This is a genomic window from Micromonospora sp. DT15 (assembly GCF_049841475.1).
In the GTDB taxonomy this organism is placed as follows: Bacteria; Actinomycetota; Actinomycetes; order Mycobacteriales; family Micromonosporaceae; genus Micromonospora.
The window spans coordinates 332,502-348,823 of the sequence record NZ_JBNCKJ010000009.1 but is presented as its reverse complement, the minus strand read 5'-3'; the positions used below and the strand labels follow the sequence as shown (position 1 = coordinate 348,823).

General features: G+C 69.9%; 13 protein-coding genes and 2 tRNA genes. 5 read left to right on the top strand and 10 right to left on the bottom strand.

What is annotated here, in order from left to right; all coding sequences use genetic code 11:
* Positions 1 to 500: 500 nt before the first annotated feature.
* Complete coding sequence (locus ACLQ3F_RS21785) at positions 501 to 725, top strand: hypothetical protein (protein ID WP_355010144.1); 225 nt, start codon at positions 501 to 503, stop codon at positions 723 to 725.
* Between the two features lie 60 nt (positions 726 to 785).
* Here the strand turns inward: ACLQ3F_RS21785 and ACLQ3F_RS21780 are convergent, their stop codons facing one another.
* The 6 genes from ACLQ3F_RS21780 to ACLQ3F_RS21755 form a co-directional block, all read right to left on the bottom strand.
* Entirely contained in the window at positions 786 to 1,583 is a 798-nt protein-coding gene (locus ACLQ3F_RS21780; protein ID WP_425851037.1) for a carbon-nitrogen hydrolase family protein, read from the bottom strand.
* Positions 1,584 to 1,722: 139 nt separating this feature from the next.
* A complete protein-coding gene (clpX, locus tag ACLQ3F_RS21775) occupies positions 1,723 to 3,018 on the bottom strand; it encodes an ATP-dependent Clp protease ATP-binding subunit ClpX (protein ID WP_355010117.1) in 1,296 nt (431 codons plus the stop codon).
* A 210-nt stretch (positions 3,019 to 3,228) separates the two neighbouring features.
* Positions 3,229 to 3,891 (bottom strand): ATP-dependent Clp protease proteolytic subunit, encoded by a 663-nt coding sequence (locus tag ACLQ3F_RS21770; protein ID WP_030333536.1) that lies wholly within the window; start codon positions 3,889 to 3,891, stop codon positions 3,229 to 3,231.
* Between the two features lie 10 nt (positions 3,892 to 3,901).
* A complete protein-coding gene (locus ACLQ3F_RS21765) occupies positions 3,902 to 4,543 on the bottom strand; it encodes an ATP-dependent Clp protease proteolytic subunit (protein ID WP_007464111.1) in 642 nt (213 codons plus the stop codon).
* A gap of 249 nt (positions 4,544 to 4,792) precedes the next feature.
* On the bottom strand, positions 4,793 to 6,139 hold the full coding sequence (tig, locus tag ACLQ3F_RS21760) for a trigger factor (protein WP_357206525.1): 1,347 nt from the start codon (positions 6,137 to 6,139) through the stop codon (positions 4,793 to 4,795).
* 138 nt (positions 6,140 to 6,277) lie between these two features.
* Positions 6,278 to 6,351: transfer RNA gene (locus ACLQ3F_RS21755), tRNA-Pro, on the bottom strand.
* A 317-nt stretch (positions 6,352 to 6,668) separates the two neighbouring features.
* Between ACLQ3F_RS21755 and ACLQ3F_RS21750 the strand changes: the two genes are divergently transcribed.
* A tRNA-Gly gene (locus ACLQ3F_RS21750) sits at positions 6,669 to 6,742 on the top strand.
* 69 nt (positions 6,743 to 6,811) lie between these two features.
* Here the strand turns inward: ACLQ3F_RS21750 and ACLQ3F_RS21745 are convergent.
* Both ACLQ3F_RS21745 and ACLQ3F_RS21740 read right to left on the bottom strand, forming a co-directional pair.
* Positions 6,812 to 7,642: a hypothetical protein gene (locus tag ACLQ3F_RS21745; protein WP_425851036.1), complete on the bottom strand. Its 831-nt coding sequence runs from the start codon at positions 7,640 to 7,642 to the stop codon at positions 6,812 to 6,814.
* The gene (locus ACLQ3F_RS21740) at positions 7,639 to 8,148 is read right to left on the bottom strand and encodes a SigE family RNA polymerase sigma factor (protein ID WP_425851035.1); all 510 of its coding nucleotides are present in this window, start codon (positions 8,146 to 8,148) and stop codon (positions 7,639 to 7,641) included. Before ACLQ3F_RS21740 ends, ACLQ3F_RS21745 begins: the two co-directional genes overlap by 4 nt.
* A 286-nt stretch (positions 8,149 to 8,434) precedes the next feature.
* Here ACLQ3F_RS21740 and ACLQ3F_RS21735 point away from each other — a divergent pair, with 286 nt between their 5' ends.
* The 3 genes from ACLQ3F_RS21735 (at position 8,435) to ACLQ3F_RS21725 (ending at position 12,111) form a co-directional block, all read left to right on the top strand.
* Complete coding sequence (locus ACLQ3F_RS21735; protein WP_425851034.1) at positions 8,435 to 10,585, top strand: M14 family zinc carboxypeptidase; 2,151 nt, start codon at positions 8,435 to 8,437, stop codon at positions 10,583 to 10,585.
* 144 nt (positions 10,586 to 10,729) lie between these two features.
* A complete protein-coding gene (locus tag ACLQ3F_RS21730; protein ID WP_357206533.1) occupies positions 10,730 to 10,924 on the top strand; it encodes a hypothetical protein in 195 nt (64 codons plus the stop codon).
* 86 nt (positions 10,925 to 11,010) lie between these two features.
* The gene (locus ACLQ3F_RS21725) at positions 11,011 to 12,111 is read left to right on the top strand and encodes an aKG-HExxH-type peptide beta-hydroxylase (protein ID WP_425851033.1); all 1,101 of its coding nucleotides are present in this window, start codon (positions 11,011 to 11,013) and stop codon (positions 12,109 to 12,111) included.
* A 25-nt stretch (positions 12,112 to 12,136) separates the two neighbouring features.
* Here the strand turns inward: ACLQ3F_RS21725 and fxsT are convergent, their stop codons facing one another.
* Both fxsT and ACLQ3F_RS21715 read right to left on the bottom strand, forming a co-directional pair.
* Complete coding sequence (gene fxsT / locus ACLQ3F_RS21720) at positions 12,137 to 15,337, bottom strand: FxSxx-COOH system tetratricopeptide repeat protein (RefSeq protein WP_425851031.1); 3,201 nt, start codon at positions 15,335 to 15,337, stop codon at positions 12,137 to 12,139.
* Complete coding sequence (locus ACLQ3F_RS21715; protein WP_425851030.1) at positions 15,334 to 16,308, bottom strand: trypsin-like peptidase domain-containing protein; 975 nt, start codon at positions 16,306 to 16,308, stop codon at positions 15,334 to 15,336. Before ACLQ3F_RS21715 ends, fxsT begins: the two co-directional genes overlap by 4 nt.
* Positions 16,309 to 16,322: the final 14 nt, after the last annotated feature.

The following is a 16,322-nucleotide window of genomic DNA, read 5'->3' as shown; positions in this document are numbered from 1 at the left end:
TTACTACGTTACCCGCTCGTTTCCGCCCTGTCAAACCGATATTTCGCGGTTCGTCATGCTTCAACCCGATAACGCGGATAGTCTTGCTTGCTCGAGTCCACGATGACGCACGTCGTTACCAACGTTCGTTTCTGTCGTGGGAAGCCGCAGACCGGCCGATCGCCGCTTCGCGGCTCTCCGCCCGGCTCCTGCCGGCTTCGAAACTCTACCCGGTCGGCTTCGCGTTCGCAACCCCGTTTCCGGAGTGTTCCGCACCGCCCGATCCTCAGTCCCGCTCGGCGTTCCCGCCACGAGCCTGGCGCCCGTTCTCGGCCGGTTTGTCCGGCCTCCCCCGTGCAGAGAGAAAGTTACGCGGACGGCCCGGAGAAGGCAAATCAGGGTTCATCACTGGTTCGGACGAAGAGCACCCGCCGGTTCCCGGCGCCGCCGAGCTGCCAGCAACCTCGACTCCCCGACACAGCCGAGGACGCGGGCCGCCTCGACGTGCCAGAGTGTCAATCATGGATGAGTCCGGGCACGGCACCAGGGTGTTCGCCGAGCAGGCGCTGCTCGGCCTCATCGGGCCGTTCTGGCAGGTGGTGATCGGCGCGGTCGTGCTGGTCGTGCTTGTGCTCTCGGTGGGACGGCTGGCCCGACGGGGCAGGTCCCGGATGACCACGGCGCTGCTGGTCACCGCCGCCGTCATCGCCGGGTTCGCGGTGATCGGCGTCCTGCTGGAGGGTTGAGGTTCCGAGCCGCGGTTGGCCCGCCGCACACCTCAGAGCCACAGTTGGCCAGGCTGAGCCTCAGAGCCGGCGGTTGGCCAGGCTGGGCAGCTCGGCGCGGATCGTGTCGAGCCGCTCCAGGTCCAGGTCGACGACGGAGACCCCCGGGCCGTCCGGCACCTGGCCGATGACCGTTCCCCACGGGTCGACCACCATGCTGCGCCCGAAGCAGGTGCGACCTGGCTCGTGGTCGCCGGTCTGAGCGGCCGCCGCCACGAAACACTGGTTCTCGATCGCCCTGGCCCGCAGCAGGACCTCCCAGTGGTCCCGGCCGGTGTGCATCATGAACGCTGCCGGAACCACGAGCAGCTGCGCGCCGCCATCGGACGCGAGCAGCCGGTAGAGCTCCGGGAAGCGCAGGTCGTAGCAGATCGACAGGCCGACCCGTAGCCCCTCGACGTCAACCACCACGGGTTGGGCCCCGGGCGCGACACTCGCCGACTCCCGGTAGGAGACCCGACCGGGGATCTCCACGTCGTACAGGTGGATCTTGCGATAGCTCGCGGCCAGACTGCCGGAACGGTCGAAGACCAGCGAGGTGTTCCACGTGTGGTCCGGGTCCGGACCCGCCTCATGGAACGAACCGGCCACCACCCAGATCCCGAGCCGACTGGCGACCCCGGCGAAGAAGCTGCCGACCTCCCCGTCGACCGGCTCCGGGTCGGGCAGCCCAGCGGCCGGACCCAGGTAGTCGACGTACTCCGGAAGGACGGCGAGATCCGCGCCGCCGGCGGCGGCGCGCTCCAGCAGGGCCTCAGCGGCCGCCAGATTTGCCTTACGGTCGTCCCGCGCGTTCAGCTGGCAGACGGCGACACGCATGAGCCCAGGGTACGGCTGGAGACCCGTTCACGGACAGCGCCACGGCCTGACCGGCACGGGCGGTGGTCACTGGCGAACGGCGCCGAACACGATCCCGCCGGCCGCTCAGGATCGAACGGCCGGCGGGATGCGGAAAGGATCAGGCGGACTTGTCTTCGCGGTCGCGCCGAGCCCGGCGCCCGGTGAACTCACGCGGCACGATGGTCGGGTTGACGTTCTCCAGGACAACCTCGCGGGTGATCAGCACGCGGGCGGCGTCGGGGTTGCTCGGCACCTCGTACATCGCGGAGAGCAGAACCTCCTCGATGATGGCCCGTAGACCACGTGCACCGGTGCCCCGGAGCATCGCCTGATCGGCGATGGCTTCCAGCGCCGGCTCGTCGAACTCGAGCTCGACACCGTCCAGCTCGAACAGACGCTGGTATTGCCGGACCAGGGCGTTGCGCGGCTCGGTGAGGATCCGAACGAGGGCGCTGCGGTCCAGGCTGCGAACGTTGGTGATGACCGGTAGCCGGCCGACGAACTCGGGGATCAACCCGAACTTGAGCATGTCTTCCGGCATGACCTGGCTGAAGATGTCGTCGGTCGACCGCTCGGAGACCGACCGGAGCCGGGCGCCGAAACCGGTGCCGCCCTGCCCGGTGCGGGACTCGATGATCTGGTCGAGGCCGGCGAACGCCCCACCACAGATGAACAGCACGTTGGTGGTGTCGATCTGGATGAACTCCTGGTGTGGGTGCTTACGGCCACCCTGCGGCGGCACGTTGGCCACCGTGCCCTCGAGCATCTTGAGCAGCGCCTGCTGCACGCCCTCACCGGAGACGTCCCGGGTGATCGAGGGATTCTCCGACTTGCGGGCGATCTTGTCGACCTCGTCGATGTAGATGATGCCGGTCTCGGCGCGCTTGATGTCGTAGTCGGCGGCCTGGATCAGCTTGAGGAGGATGTTCTCCACGTCCTCGCCCACGTAGCCCGCCTCGGTCAGCGCGGTGGCGTCGGCGATGGCGAACGGGACGTTCAACATCCGGGCGAGGGTCTGCGCCAGGTGCGTCTTGCCGCACCCCGTCGGGCCGAGCAGCAGGATGTTGGACTTGGCCAGCTCGACGGCGTCACTGCCGGAGCCCGGCGCGCCAGCCGCCTCGGCCTGGATCCGCTTGTAGTGGTTGTAGACCGCTACGGCGAGCGCCTTCTTGGCCTGATCCTGACCCACGACGTAGGTGTCGAGGAACTGGCAGATCTCCATCGGCTTGGGAAGCTCTTCCCACTTCACCTCGCCGGACTCGGCCAGCTCCTCTTCGATGATCTCGTTGCAGAGATCGATGCACTCGTCGCAGATGTAGACCCCAGGGCCCGCGATGAGCTTCTTGACCTGCTTCTGCGACTTGCCGCAGAAGGAGCATTTCAGTAGGTCGCCGCCGTCACCGATCCGTGCCACCTACGTTCTCCCTGCACTCATCGGCCGGAGACCCGGCCCTGACCTGCGGACGTTGCACGCCGCCCGGCTTGGTTCGCGCCGCCAGCCCAGCCGGCGAAGCGGTACGGACCCGACGTTACCCGCTGGCGGGGCATTCTCCGACCCCCAAAACGGGTGTGTCAGAGGTCGGCCGGGAACGAAGGCCCCGGCCAACCTCTGACCCGGTACGGCTCAGCGGGCGGCGTTGGCCGCCAGCAAACCCTTCTTGCGGCTGGTCAGAATCGTGTCGACCAGCCCGTACTCCTTGGACTCCTCGGCCGTCATGATCTTGTCACGGTCGATGTCCTTGCGAACCTGCTCGATCGGGCGGTTGCAGTGGCGGGACAGCATGTCCTCCAGCTGCGTACGCATCCGCAGGATCTCCCGGGCCTGGATCTCGATGTCCGAGCCCTGCCCGTAGCCGCCCTCGGTGGCCGGCTGGTGGATGATGATCCGCGAGTTCGGCAGGGCCATCCGCTTACCCGGAGTGCCCGCCGAGAGCAGCACCGCCGCCGCGCTCGCCGCCTGCCCGAGGCAGACCGTCGAGATGTCCGGACGGACGTACTGCATGGTGTCGTAGATCGCCGTCATGGCGGTGAACGAACCGCCCGGCGAGTTGATGTACATGATGATGTCGCGGTCCGGGTCGGTGCCCTCGAGCGTCAGCAGCTGGGCCATCACGTCGTTGGCCGACGCGTCGTCCACCTGGACGCCGAGGAAGATGATCCGGTCCTCGAAGAGCTTGTTGTACGGGTTCGACTCCTTGACCCCGTACGACGTGCGCTCGACGAACGACGGCAGCACGTAGCGGTTGTGCACGGCCGCGAACTGGGGCGGCAGGCTCAGATCGGTCATCGTCAGCTCCTCAGCTCAGGGTCCCGGCGCCATCCGGAACCTGTGCGGCCCCGATGATCACCTTGTCGATGAAGCCGTAGTCCATGGCCTCCTGGGCGGTGAACCAACGGTCCCGGTCCGAGTCGGCCTCGATCTGCGACTGGCTCTGGCCGGTGTGGTGCGCGACCCGCTCCTGGAACATCCGCTTCGTGTAGAGCATCTGCTCCGCCTGGATGGCGATGTCGGACGCCGTGCCGCCCAGACCACCGGACGGCTGGTGCATCATGATCCGTGCGTGGGGCAGGGCGTACCGCTTGCCCTTGGTGCCCGCGCAGAGCAGCAGCTGACCCATCGAGGCAGCCATGCCCATCGCCACGGTCGACACGTCGTTGTCGATGAACTGCATGGTGTCGTAGATCGCCATGCCGGAGTAGACCGAGCCACCCGGCGAGTTGATCCACAGGTTGATGTCGCGGTCCGGGTCCTCCGCGGCGAGCAGCAGCAGCTGCGCGCAGATGCGGTTGGCGACCTGGTCGGTCACCTCACTGCCCAGGAAGATGATGCGTTCCTTGAGCAACCGGTTGTAGACCGAGTCGTCGAGGTTGCCAATGGAGTCGCCACCGCGCGCGTCAATCGCCCGGAGCGACTTCTTGGGGATGTGCATGTCGGTCATGGCAGCCCTTCGCTCTCCGTACCGTCTTTCCCGACACTAACCGCTGTGCGGGGCGGCAGAGTCCCGGTCGGGGCAGTGTTCGCTCTCAGCGCAGCTGTGTCGGGCGTACCCGCGGCGCGGGCTTCCGGGCGTACCCGGCAGTGCCTTGCATGCCCGGGCGGACCCGGCAGTGCCTGCTGCCCGGGCGGACCCGGGAGGGAAACGGCCGCCGTCCGCCGCTGAGCGGTGGACGGCGGCCGCACCCGACGATCAGTGGTCGTGGTTGTGCTCCGCCTCGTTGGCGGCGCGCAGCGCGTCGAGGGTGATCCCGTTGCCGGCCGAGTCCTTGATCGTGATCTTCTCCATGACGGCCGCGAGCGCCTTGCCCCGCCGCACGTCGCCGAAGACCGCGGCGGCCGCGCCGGAGCGCACCAGCTGGTCGTAGTACTGCTGCGGGGCCATCCCGGCGCGCTGCGCCCGGTGCACGATCTCGTGCCCGAACTCGTCGTCGGAGACCTGCACGTCCTCCGCGTCGGCCAGCGTGTCCAGCAGGAGCTGGACCTTGACGCCCTCGGTCGCCGCCTCGGTCAGCTCGGCGTCGATCTGCTCCTCGGTCTTGTCCTCGGCCGCGAGGTACTCCTCCATCGAGGCGCCGATCCGCTCCAGCTGGTCGACCATCGCCTGCTTGCGGCTGTCGACCTCCTCGCGGACGACACCCTCCGGTGCCGGGATGTCGGCGGCCTCGACGAGCTGGGCCAGGGCCTTGTCCCGAGCGGCGTAGATCTGCTCGACCTGCTTGCCCTGGGTGACCCGGTTGCGCAGGTCGCCGCGCAGCTCCTCGATCGTGTCGAACTCGCTCGCCATCTGGGCGAACTCGTCGTTCAGCTCCGGCAGCTCCTTCTCCTTGACCGTGCGCACGGTCACCGCCACGTCGGCGTCCCGACCGGCGAAGTCGCCGCCGACCAGCTGGGTGGTGAAGGTGGTGTCGTCACCGGCGGCGAGGCCGACCACGGCCTCGTCCAGGCCCGGCAGGAGCTGCTTGCTGCCCACCTCGTGGGAGATGTTGCTCGCCTGGCCGCCCGGCACGTCCTCGCCGTCGACGGTGGCGTTCAGGTCGATCTGGACGTAGTCGCCCTCGGCGGCGGCCCGCTCGACGGTCTTGAGGGTCGCGAAACGCTCCCGCAGGTTCTTCACCTGCTCGTCGATCTCGCTCTCGTCGATCTGCAGCTCGTCGACGGTCACCTCGATGGTGCTCGCGTCCGGGATGGTGATCTCCGGGCGGACGTCGACCTCGGCCGTGAAGTTGAGCGAGTCACCGTCGTTGAACTCGGTGATCTCGACCTCCGGGCGCCCCAGCGTCTTCAGGTCGTGCTCGCGCACCGCGGCGAGGATGTTCTCCGGGATGGCCTCCTGGACCGCCTCGTTGAGGACGGTGCCCCGGCCCACCCGCTGGTCGATCACCGCGGTCGGCACCTTGCCCCGGCGGAAGCCCGGAACCTGGACCTGCGAACCGATCTCCCGGTACGCCTTCTTGAGGCTCGGCTCGAGCTCGACGAACGGCACCTCGATGGCGAGCCGCACGCGCGTCGGGCTCAGAGTCTCGACGGTGCTCTTCACAGGCGTACTCCTTGACGGATCTCAGTTGAGTCTGGGCGTGATTCAGCCCATCGAGTGTAGGCGAGCCGGCCTGACGCTCCGGCATCGCCCGGGAGCCGCACTGGGCGGCACCCGGGGCGGCCCGGCCGCGGACGACAGTCGGGGTGGCGGGATTTGAACCCACGGCCCCTCGCTCCCAAAGCGAGTGCGCTACCAAGCTGCGCCACACCCCGTGGCGACGTGCAGTCTATGCCGTCGCCACGCCTCAGTCGGTGCCGGGGCATCCCCCACCCGGACACATCACCCGAAAACTACCATTAGCCCCCACCCCCGTACCGCCAAGATCCGCACAACTTCACGGATGTGGTGGTCTCCGCGCGCGGCGAGGCCACTACATCCCGGATGTTGCGCGGATCTCGGGTCGCGGTGTCGCCGGGTCGCGGTGCCGCCGGGTCGCGGACGACGCGACGCCGCGGGGCGGTGACGCGGTTACGCGTCGGGCACCAGCATTGGGTACGCTAGGGGCGCGTCCCGTTTCGGCGGGATGCACGCGGGCGTAGCTCAATGGTAGAGCTTCAGTCTTCCAAACTGACTACGCGAGTTCGATTCTCGTCGCCCGCTCCACGCACGAAGGCCCAGGTGGCCCGCACGGTGGCGGCACCTGGGCCCACTCGGCGAGGCCGAGTCGCCGTGTCACTTCAGGTGGAACCGTTCGTCTGCCGCGAGGGCAGCCAACTGCGGCACGGAGAACGGCAGCTTCGTCAACCCCGGCCGGCTCTCGTCCAGCCGCGCGGCCTGCGCCACGAAGACCACCACGCCGTCCGGGTGCCGGTACGCCGACCACTGGTCGAGCCGATCGTCGTCGGTCGGTCGGACCACCACGCCGACCCGCACGGCGCCGACGGTCTCGCCCTGGCACTCGCCCCGCATGCTCCAGAACTTCTGGGCCAGGTCGCACGGCTCGGTCGGCAGCGGGTTGCCGGCAGCGTGCACCTCGACGATCACGCGCCCGGTGCCCTCACCCTGGGCCACTGCCACCGAGGACGAATAGCTCCACACGTCGACGCCGTCCACCTTGTCCTCGAACTGCGCCTGGTGGGTCCGCAGCGTCCGCTCCTCGGCGGACTGGTTCGGCGGGTCCTCCGGCGTGCTGTAGCCGGAGGGTATGACCGAGACAGCCTCGGTGAGCAGGTGAACCCCCTGGTCGTACTTGGACCCGGCCCGCGCGGTCCGGTCCTCCTGCGGTTGCCCGTCGGGCCCGGTCGGCCACGGTTCCTTGGTGTCCGGAGAAGCCAGTGGGCCCTGGCCCGCCGGCTGGTAGACGTGGCCGTCCGGGGTGGCGACGGCCGCGAAGCCGGTGACGGCCAGCACGACAGCCGCCGAACCGAGGGACGCCAACAGCGCCCGTCGGCGGAAGTGCGTCCGCCGTGCCGCGCCGAGCGCGGCTGTCGTACTCAATGGTGGTGGCGGGGTTGTCTCCGCCATCTCACTGCGCAGCCCCTCGCGCAACTCCTGCTCGTTCATCGCTCCCCCATCTCGATCCCGCTGTAGGTGGGGGTCAGGAGGCCGCGCAAGGTGTCGAGCCCGCGTGCCGCCTGGCTCTTCACCGTCCCTGGAGAACACTCCAGCAACGCCGCGACGTCCTCGATCGACAGGTCCTCCCAGTACCGGAGAACCAGCACGGCCCGCTGACGCGGTGCCACCCGGGCCAGCGCCTGCAGCAGCACCAGTCGGCTCTCCGGCGAGTCGGACGGGGCCACCTGCTCGGCGTCCTCGCCACCCACCCGTTCACGCCGCCACCAGCCGCGGCGGCGCTCGTCGAGGAAGGTCCGGATTAGGATCCGGCGCACGTAGCTGTCGAGCACCTCGTGCCGGGAGATCCGGTTCCAGACCCGGTAGAGCTTGACGAACGTCGTCTGGACCAGGTCTTCGGCACGGTGCCAGTCGCCGCACAGCAGGTACGCGGTGCCGCGCATGGCACCGGACCTTGCCGTGAAGTACTCGGCGAACGCCTCGTCGCGATCGCTCATTCAGGCCTCCGATCCCCGTTTCGAGTTAGTCACGCGGGGTCTGGCTCAGAGGGTTGCTCCGGAACTCGCGCAGATGTCACCGGAATCAACGCCGAACGACGCCCGAGGGCTACAAGCGTGGGCAACGATCACGACGTGCGAGAACGAGCGGGACACCTCACCCGAGGCCGAACGCGCTGAGGTCCGGTCACCCTCGCCGCAGGGGCGAGGCACCGCACCTTGACAGGTGTCGATCTGTGCACTGATGTAAGGACCAGACACATCGACGTCCGTCACAGGAGGGCACATGATCGTCCGACGACGGTGGACAGCTGCCGCCACCACAGTGATCCTGTTCAGCGCAGTGTTGTCCCATCCGGCTTCCGGCGCGGCCGCACCCGCCGCCCCGGCCGCCCCGATCTCCCTGAGCGCCACCGAAACCGCAGTGGTCCGGGTTCAGCTCCGCGATCAGGCCCAGCTGGACCGGCTCGTCGCCACCGGCGCGGACCTGGCCAACCGGCCCCGGACGCGGGACGGCCGGATCATCGCCGACCTGGTGCTCAGCGGCACGCAGCTCGGCGAGCTGACCGCGCAGGGCGCGACGGCCGTGCAGGTCGTGCAGCGCGCCGGGGACGGCAACCGGCACTACACCGACAGCGTCCGCGCGGCTCAGGCCCGCACCGCCGCCGGGCTGCGCGCTCCGGCCGCGGGTCAGCGGTCCACCGCCAGCGCCACTGCCGTGGACACCCTCCAGGTGCAGCAGGCGTACTGGTGGACCACGACCGGACAGACCTTCCTTCAGGCCCAGGTGGCCACCACCGCCACCGACGACCCGGACGTGGAGATCACTGTCAGTTGGCGTACGGCGGACGGTGCCACCGGCTCGTTCCCGCTGTACCGGTTCGAGGACTCCGGCGAGTACCAGTACCACTACGCGCTCCCCCAGCCGGTGCCGAGCCGGCCGGTTCAGCTGAGCGCCACCTCCAGCCTCGGCGGGGTCAGCAGGGCGATCACCCCGACGCTCTGGCCGAACGCGTCCCCGCCGCCGCTGCCGGCCGGTTACCAGAAGGACTTCATCGACGCGTACCTGACGCCGGTGGACATCCAGGCGCGGATCAAGCGGCTGGCCCGCCAGTACCGGGACCTGGTGGACGTGATCGACCTGCCGAACAAGACCCAGGGATACCGACGCAACGCGGCCGGCTACCTGGGCGACCCGGCGGTGGCCGCCCTGGTCGTCGAGTCGGTCCGCTTCGGCGACCAGAACATGAACGGCGTACAGGTGCGGACCGTCGACCCGGGCCGGGCGAACCGACCGCTGACCGTCGGCTACCGCGACCGCGTCCTCACCGTGTCACTGGCCACCGACACCGCGGGCAAGACGGTGAGCACCACCGACGAGGTCGCGGCGGCGATCAACGCCCGTCAGCCGGACCGGTTCCGGGCCACCGTCGAGGACGGCTCGGCCGGGCTGCCGATGCCCGTCGCCGGCCCCACCCGACTCGACGACGGCCTCCAGGGCACCGAGGTGCCGGCACGGCCGTGGACGGTGCAGGCGCTGCGCCTCGGCGTACATCGGGACGGCTCCCGGGTCGGGGTGCTCGCGTACTCCCAGGAACACGCCCGGGAGTGGGCCACCCCGCTGGTGACGCTGGAGTTCGCCGAGCGGATGCTGGCCAACGCCCGGACCGACCCGGCCACCCGTGAGCTGCTGGAGCAGGTCGACATCTTCGTCATTCCGGTGGTCAACCCGGACGGCGCGAACTACTCGTTCAACGACTACAACTTCCAGCGCAAGAACCTGGTCAACCACTGCACCGGGGCGGCCCGCGACCCGAAGAACCGCACCTCGTGGGGCGTCGACGTCAACCGCAACTACACAGTCGGGTCGTACTTCGACGGCTACGTGGGCGCCAGCGCGAACTGCCTCTCCGGCAACTACGCCGGCACGGCGGAGCTGTCCGAGGCGGAGAGCGGCAACGTCATCGCGCTCGCCCAGGACCACCCGAACATCAAGTTCGCGATGAACGTGCACTCCTACGGCGGGTACTTCATGTGGCCGCCGGGGGCGTACCGGGCCGACGGCAGGGTCACCCTGCCTCGACCGTCGATCGACGAGTCGACGCTGTTCCTCAACAGCGCCCGGCGGATCGTCGGCGCCATCGCCCAGGAGCGCGGCACCGTCACCTGGCCGTCACAGACCGGACCGGTCGCCGACGTGCTCTACTCCGCAGCCGGCAACTCGGCCGACCAGCTCTACTACGAGCTGGGCATCTTCGCCTGGGACTTCGAGGTCGGCAACGACCTGTGGAACCCGGCGACCAACCAGTGGGAGGGCGTCGGCTTCCAGCCGCCGTTCGACGAGGCGCACGGCGAATCCCAGGAGTACGCCCACGGGCTGGTGGAGATGGTCCGGGTGGCCCGCGACTACGCCGCCGCCGAAGCCGCCGCCGGCTGACCCGCGGGTCCCGTACCGCCGCCGGCAGCTGCCGGCGGCGGTACGGCCCATGACGCGACCCGCGGTGACGGACGGTAAGCCGATGGTGATCACAGACGTTGTCGTGTTTTCATGTCAGCACGCCTGCGCCGACCCGGGACATCGATGACTGAGCAACCCGCACCTGATCACCTCGTTGTGGTCGACGTGTTGACGCAGGGTCTGAGCCACCTGCTACGCGACGAGGATCCGGAACTGGCCCGATGGATCGAGGAACTGGTCGCGACACTGAAGAGTCCCCGGCAGACGACGCTGACCGGCTGGAACAGCTTCCTCGACCCCGGCGCCGACTCCAGCTGACCCGCTCGGAGTTCACCCGCCTGGCCGACGGTGGGGCTGGCCCGGCTGCCGTCCGCGCTCTGCGGCGCGCGCAACGCAACCGAACGATGCTCGTCCTCAAGAGCCTCGCCGACACCGACGACGCCTTGGCGGCGTCGGCGCACCTGCTCGGCCACGCCCACCGCCTCGACCCCACCGCCGCGAACGTGCTGCTCGACCACCCGTGGCTGGCCGTCTGGACGATCGATCGGGTCCGGCACGGCGCCACCGGCCGACCCGACTACCTTCCGTTCGCGGCGCTCGCGGCGGCCGCCCTCAGCGGACTGTCGGACGCGGCGGTGCAGGTCACGCCGCGTGCGGGCCTGGTGCCGGTGCCGGGCCTCGGGGTGCTGCGTCGACACGGTGGCAGCACGACGGTGACGCCGGCCGACCTGAACGGGCGCCGGTGGACGCCCACCCGCTGGTGGCGCTTCACCGACCAGTCGGTCACCCTCGACCTCCGCGTCGACGACCTGGACCCCTACCGCGACTGCTTCGGGCTGCCGGTCGCCGCCCGGCTCTCCGCGCCGCAGGCCGAGGAGCTGGAGCGGTCCGTCGGGCACGCCTGGCACCTGCTCGTCGGGTACGCCCCGACGCACGCCGCCGAGGTGGCCGCCGGGATCAGCACCTTCGTACCGTTGGCCGACGGCACCGAGCGTGGGCACAGTGTCACGCACGCCGACGCCTTCGGGGCGTTGGCCGCCGACGCCAACCTCGACCCGGTGGATCTGGCCGTGACGATGGTGCACGAGCTGCAACACAGCAAACTCAACGCTGTCCTCGGCCTGGTCCGGCTGCACGAACCCGCCGACCCGGAGCGGTACTTCGCGCCCTGGCGTCCTGACCCACGTCCGATCGGCGGGCTGCTGCACGGCACCTACGCGTTCACCGCCGTCGCCGAGGTGTGGGCCGCGCTGCGCGCCCATCCGGAGCTGACGGCCCAGGCCACCGCGCGGTTCGCTGTGGTACGCGCACAGTTGGAGCGCGCCCTGGTCGAGCTCGCCCGGGCCGGAAGTCTCACCTCGGCCGGGCGGCTCTGGGCAGATCGCCTGGCCGAACGGATCGACCGACTGGCCGCCGTGCCGGTCCCGGCGTCCGCCGACGCCGCCGGGCGGTGGGAGGTGGCAGAAGCCGAGCGCACCCGCCGACCGACGATGCCCACCGGATGAACGGCCGCCACCGGTGGGTGAGGCGTCAGGTCAGCCCGACGGTCTCGATGTCGCACTCGATGCGCCGTTGACCGCGCGCGGCGTCCACCTCCGGGTGGTCCGGCCCGAACAACGCCTCCAGCGCCGCGGCAGCCTCGTCGAGCAGCTCGCGGCCCCGAGCCTCCTCGCCCACCTCGACCAGGTCGACCGCCGCGTTGACCGCGCAGTAGAGCGTGTACGGATGCCCCGGCCCACGCAGGCGACGTGAATCCTCGAGGATCGCCTCGGAGAGCACCTGCGCCTGCTCCAGCCGGTGTGACCGGACCAGGTTGATCGCCTGCGCGGAGCGCGCGCTCAGCAGGTACGGATGGGTGGGCGGCAACGATTCGCCCATCGCCTGCAAGGTGGCCGCACCCAACTCCCGCGCCTCCCGGTCGAAGTTGCGAGCCCGCAGGATCACCCCGAGATTGACAGCAGCGCAGAGCGTGACCGGATGCCGCTCCCCGAAGACGGCTCGGAAGGTGGCGTGCCCCTGGGCGGCCAGGGCGTACGCCTGGGTCGCGTCGCCCGCCGCGCGCATGGCGTTGGCGCAGGTCATGCCCGCCTCCGCGGCCAGCACGTGATCGGTCCCGAATCGGCGGGTCACCAGCCGGTAGTTGGCCGCGCCCTCGGCCACGGCGGCGTCGAGCCGCCCGGTCTTGCGCAGGCAGGCGATGTGGATGCAGGTGGCGCGCAGCACGGTGAGGTGCTCCGCGCCCAGCAGCGACCGCTGCACCGGCAGGGAGCTGTCCAGCAGTTCCAGGGCGTCGGAGTACCGGCCCAGGAGGTAGAGGTCGCGGGCCTGGGCCTCCTGCGCCAGCACCAGTGAATAGGTGCCGTCCTCCGCGGCCGCACCGGCGTGCCGCGCCACTTCGAGGTTGAGTTCGTACGCCCCTTCGAAGTCACCGCTCAGGCGAAGGTTGATCGCCATCGAGTTCATCACCCGCAGCGTGCTCGGATGCCCGTCGCCGAGCACCCGGCGGTGCACGTCGAGGTTGCGGCCGTCCAGGTCGGCCGCGGCCGCGAAGTCGCCGAGGCGCCGCAGGTCCGCGCCGACGCTGTTCGCCGCGCCCAGTGTGTACTCGTGTTCCTCACCGAGGCTCGTCCGCATCCGTTCCAGCGCTTCGAGGCCGAACGTGGCCGCGCGCGGGTCGGCGAGCAGCCGCAGGGCGTCCGCGTACCGTCGCATCGCCAGCAGGGTCAGCGGATCGCCGCTGCGCTGGCCGTCCGGACCGGGCTGGTCCCAGGCGGCCAGGATCTCCTCCGCGAAGTCCCGACAGCCTTCGAAGTCACCCAGGTTGTAGATGTAGCGCAGCTGGTCCATCGCCGTCCGGCGGGCGTCGATGTCACCGTGGATCAGACCGGCGACACGGACGTGCGGCGCGATGTCGGCATGGCGGGGCCAGGTGCTGCGGTCGTCGGGGAAGCCCGGGTTGGCGGCGGCGAGCAGCCGGCGGGCGTTCGTCAGCGGGCTGTCGTCGCCCTGCTCGGCGAGCCCTTCCCGGATGACCGCCTGCACCAGTCGGTGCACCTGTACGTGCCGGCTGGCATTGTCCGCCTTGGCGAGCCCGAGCGACGCCAGTTGCCGGATGGCCCGGGCTATGTCGTTGCGCTCCTGGAGGCTGGTGCGCAGCGGTTCGTCCAGCCCGGCGCGGCGCCCCTCCCAGAGCAGGCGCATCGGAACCGGGTCGGGGCTGAGGAAGGCGAGCAGCTGGATCAGCTGGGCGGCGGCCGGGTTCTGCTCGCGTACCGCGGCGAGCGCCATCGACACCACGGTCAGCACGGTGCCCCGGTACTGCCGGGGTTGCCCCTCGCCCAGCAACTCCCGAGCGTGTTCCTTGAGGTCGACGAGGTATTCGTCGACCGACGACAGCATGGTGAGCAACCAACTGACGGCTTGTTCCAGGGCGAGTGGCAGGTCGCCGAGCTCGGCGGCGAGCCGGCGGGCGTCGTCGGGGCTGGTCGCGGGACGCCGCTTGAGCAGCAGTTCCACGCTCTCGGCTCGGGTGAACACGTCGACGTCCAGGGTCAGGGCGCTCGCCGACCAGGCCATGTTCCGTGACGTGACGAGGACGTGGCCGCGTTCGCCGACGAGGTTCGACGAGGGCATGAGCGGGGCCAGTTCGTGCGGGTCGTCGGCGTTGTCGTAGACCAGCAGCCAACTGAGCGAACTCGTCGACAGCGAGTCGAGGACCGTCCGCACGGTCTGCTCCAGGCTGGCGCTCGCGGCCAGGCCGAGCCGCTCGCCGAGGGCCGCGATCGAGGTACGCAGCGCAGTGAGATCCTCCGCGGCCATCCACCAGATGAGCTGGTAACGGTCCGCGTACCGGTAGGCGAACTCGACAGCGAGCTGGGTCTTGCCGACCCCACCGACACCGCGCAGCGCCGCTTCCGGCAGCACCGAGGCCCGGTGCTGTGACGACAGCAGCTCGTCGAGAGCGACGAGCTGCTTCTCCCGGCCGGTGAAGTACAGGTTGCGCGGTGGGACGCCGCCCCGGATGAGAGTTCGGGATCGCTGGGGCGTCGTCTCCTCGATGATGATCGTCCTGCGCATGTCGGATTCAGGTTCCTCTCCACCGGCCTCGGCCGGTGCCGCCTGGTGCGGGGATCGTAGCGACGTCCAGTGCGTCTTCGCAGCCACGCGCAGATCGTCGAGGTCGGCGGTGGTGAGCCGAAGGACCGCTGCCGCCTCCCGCAACCACTGCTCGAGCGGCTTGCTGTCCGACTCGATGCCGGCGAGGACCAGGCCCGCCAGCGCCACGACGGCCGGGACCTGCCAGTCACCCACCGGTTGCCAGCCGACGGCCTCCACCAGGTCGGGCAGGTCCTCCGCTGACAGCGGATGATCCGCGACTGCCGTGACGGCGTCGGTCAGCACCTCGGGCGGGACGTCCGCGAGCAACTGCGCGAGGAGCCAGGAGAGGTAGATCTGCTGGGCGGAGGTGACCGCGCTGGCACCCGGATGGAAGTTGGCGATGACCTGCAACAGCATCGACACGCCCCGGGGTTCCTGGGCGCAGGCGCGCACGATGCGGTAGACGTCGTACCGGACCTCGGAGTGCCGGGGCACCGACAGTCGCTTGCGCAGCTCCCCCTCGACCTCGTCGAGGTAGAGCGAACGGGTGTTCCCGTCATTGATCGAACTCATCGAGAGCAGTGCGTCGCAGATGGCCTGCACCTGGGCGCTCGGCATCCGGGGCGTCGTCACCGATTGTCCTCCGTACCCGTCAGCAGACCGAGGCTCTCGGCAAGGTCACGGAAGGCCCGCAGTGGCGTACTCGCCGGCCCTTCCGTCAACAGCAGAACGCGATAGAGAGCCGCGATCCCGTCCTCGTATTCTAAGCCCGTCCGAATCAGGCCGAACATGTCGAGACCCAACGGCCCGAATGGTCTCACCATCCGACCGATGTGCGGCGGCAGCGACTGAATGACCAATTGACGGCTGTCGGGGTGCCGGAGTATTGGGATTTCCTCCAGCAGTCGAGCCAGCGCCATCTTCTGCGCGAATGAGAGCGGCGCGGGCGCCGGTCGGGGCGTCGCCCGGGCGTCGGCCGCCAGCGGGCCGGGCGGTAACAGGGCAGGCGGCAACAGGCCGGGCGGCAGCAGGGCGCGCCACTGCCCGACGGGCGACATCCAGCCGACCAGCTGCTGGCCGACGCTCGCGCGGGCCAGCACCATGCCGACCACGGCGCCATCCGACGCGTACACCCCGGAACCGCTGAACCCCCTGTCGATTCCGGCCGTGGCAGGGGAAAGTCGGTCGAGTTGACGCCATCCGGTGCCGACGTCGACCGGACCGACGGCCCGCGCCAGCACCATGACGGACGCCGGGGTGTTGGCCGGAAAGCCCACGATCCGCACGTCGAACTCGTCGTCGCCACGATCGGCCAGGGTGGCGGGGGCGGACGGCAGCGGTGTGGTGCAACGCAGGACCGCCAGGTCGCCGTCGCCGGCCGGGCCGACGCCCCGGGACCAGGTCACCTCGGCGGCGACCCGGGTGCCGGGGTGGCTCGGTGTGTCGACGAGCACCTCGGGCGGGCCGGTCCCGGTGCCGTCATCGACGACATGCCAGCAGGTCAGCACCAGGTCAGTGGTCAACTGGATGCCCGCGCCGACGACCGACGAGGAGTGGCCACCGAGTATCCGCACCCGGCCGGCGAGCGACCGGGTGCCGGTCATCCGTGCTCCGCCAA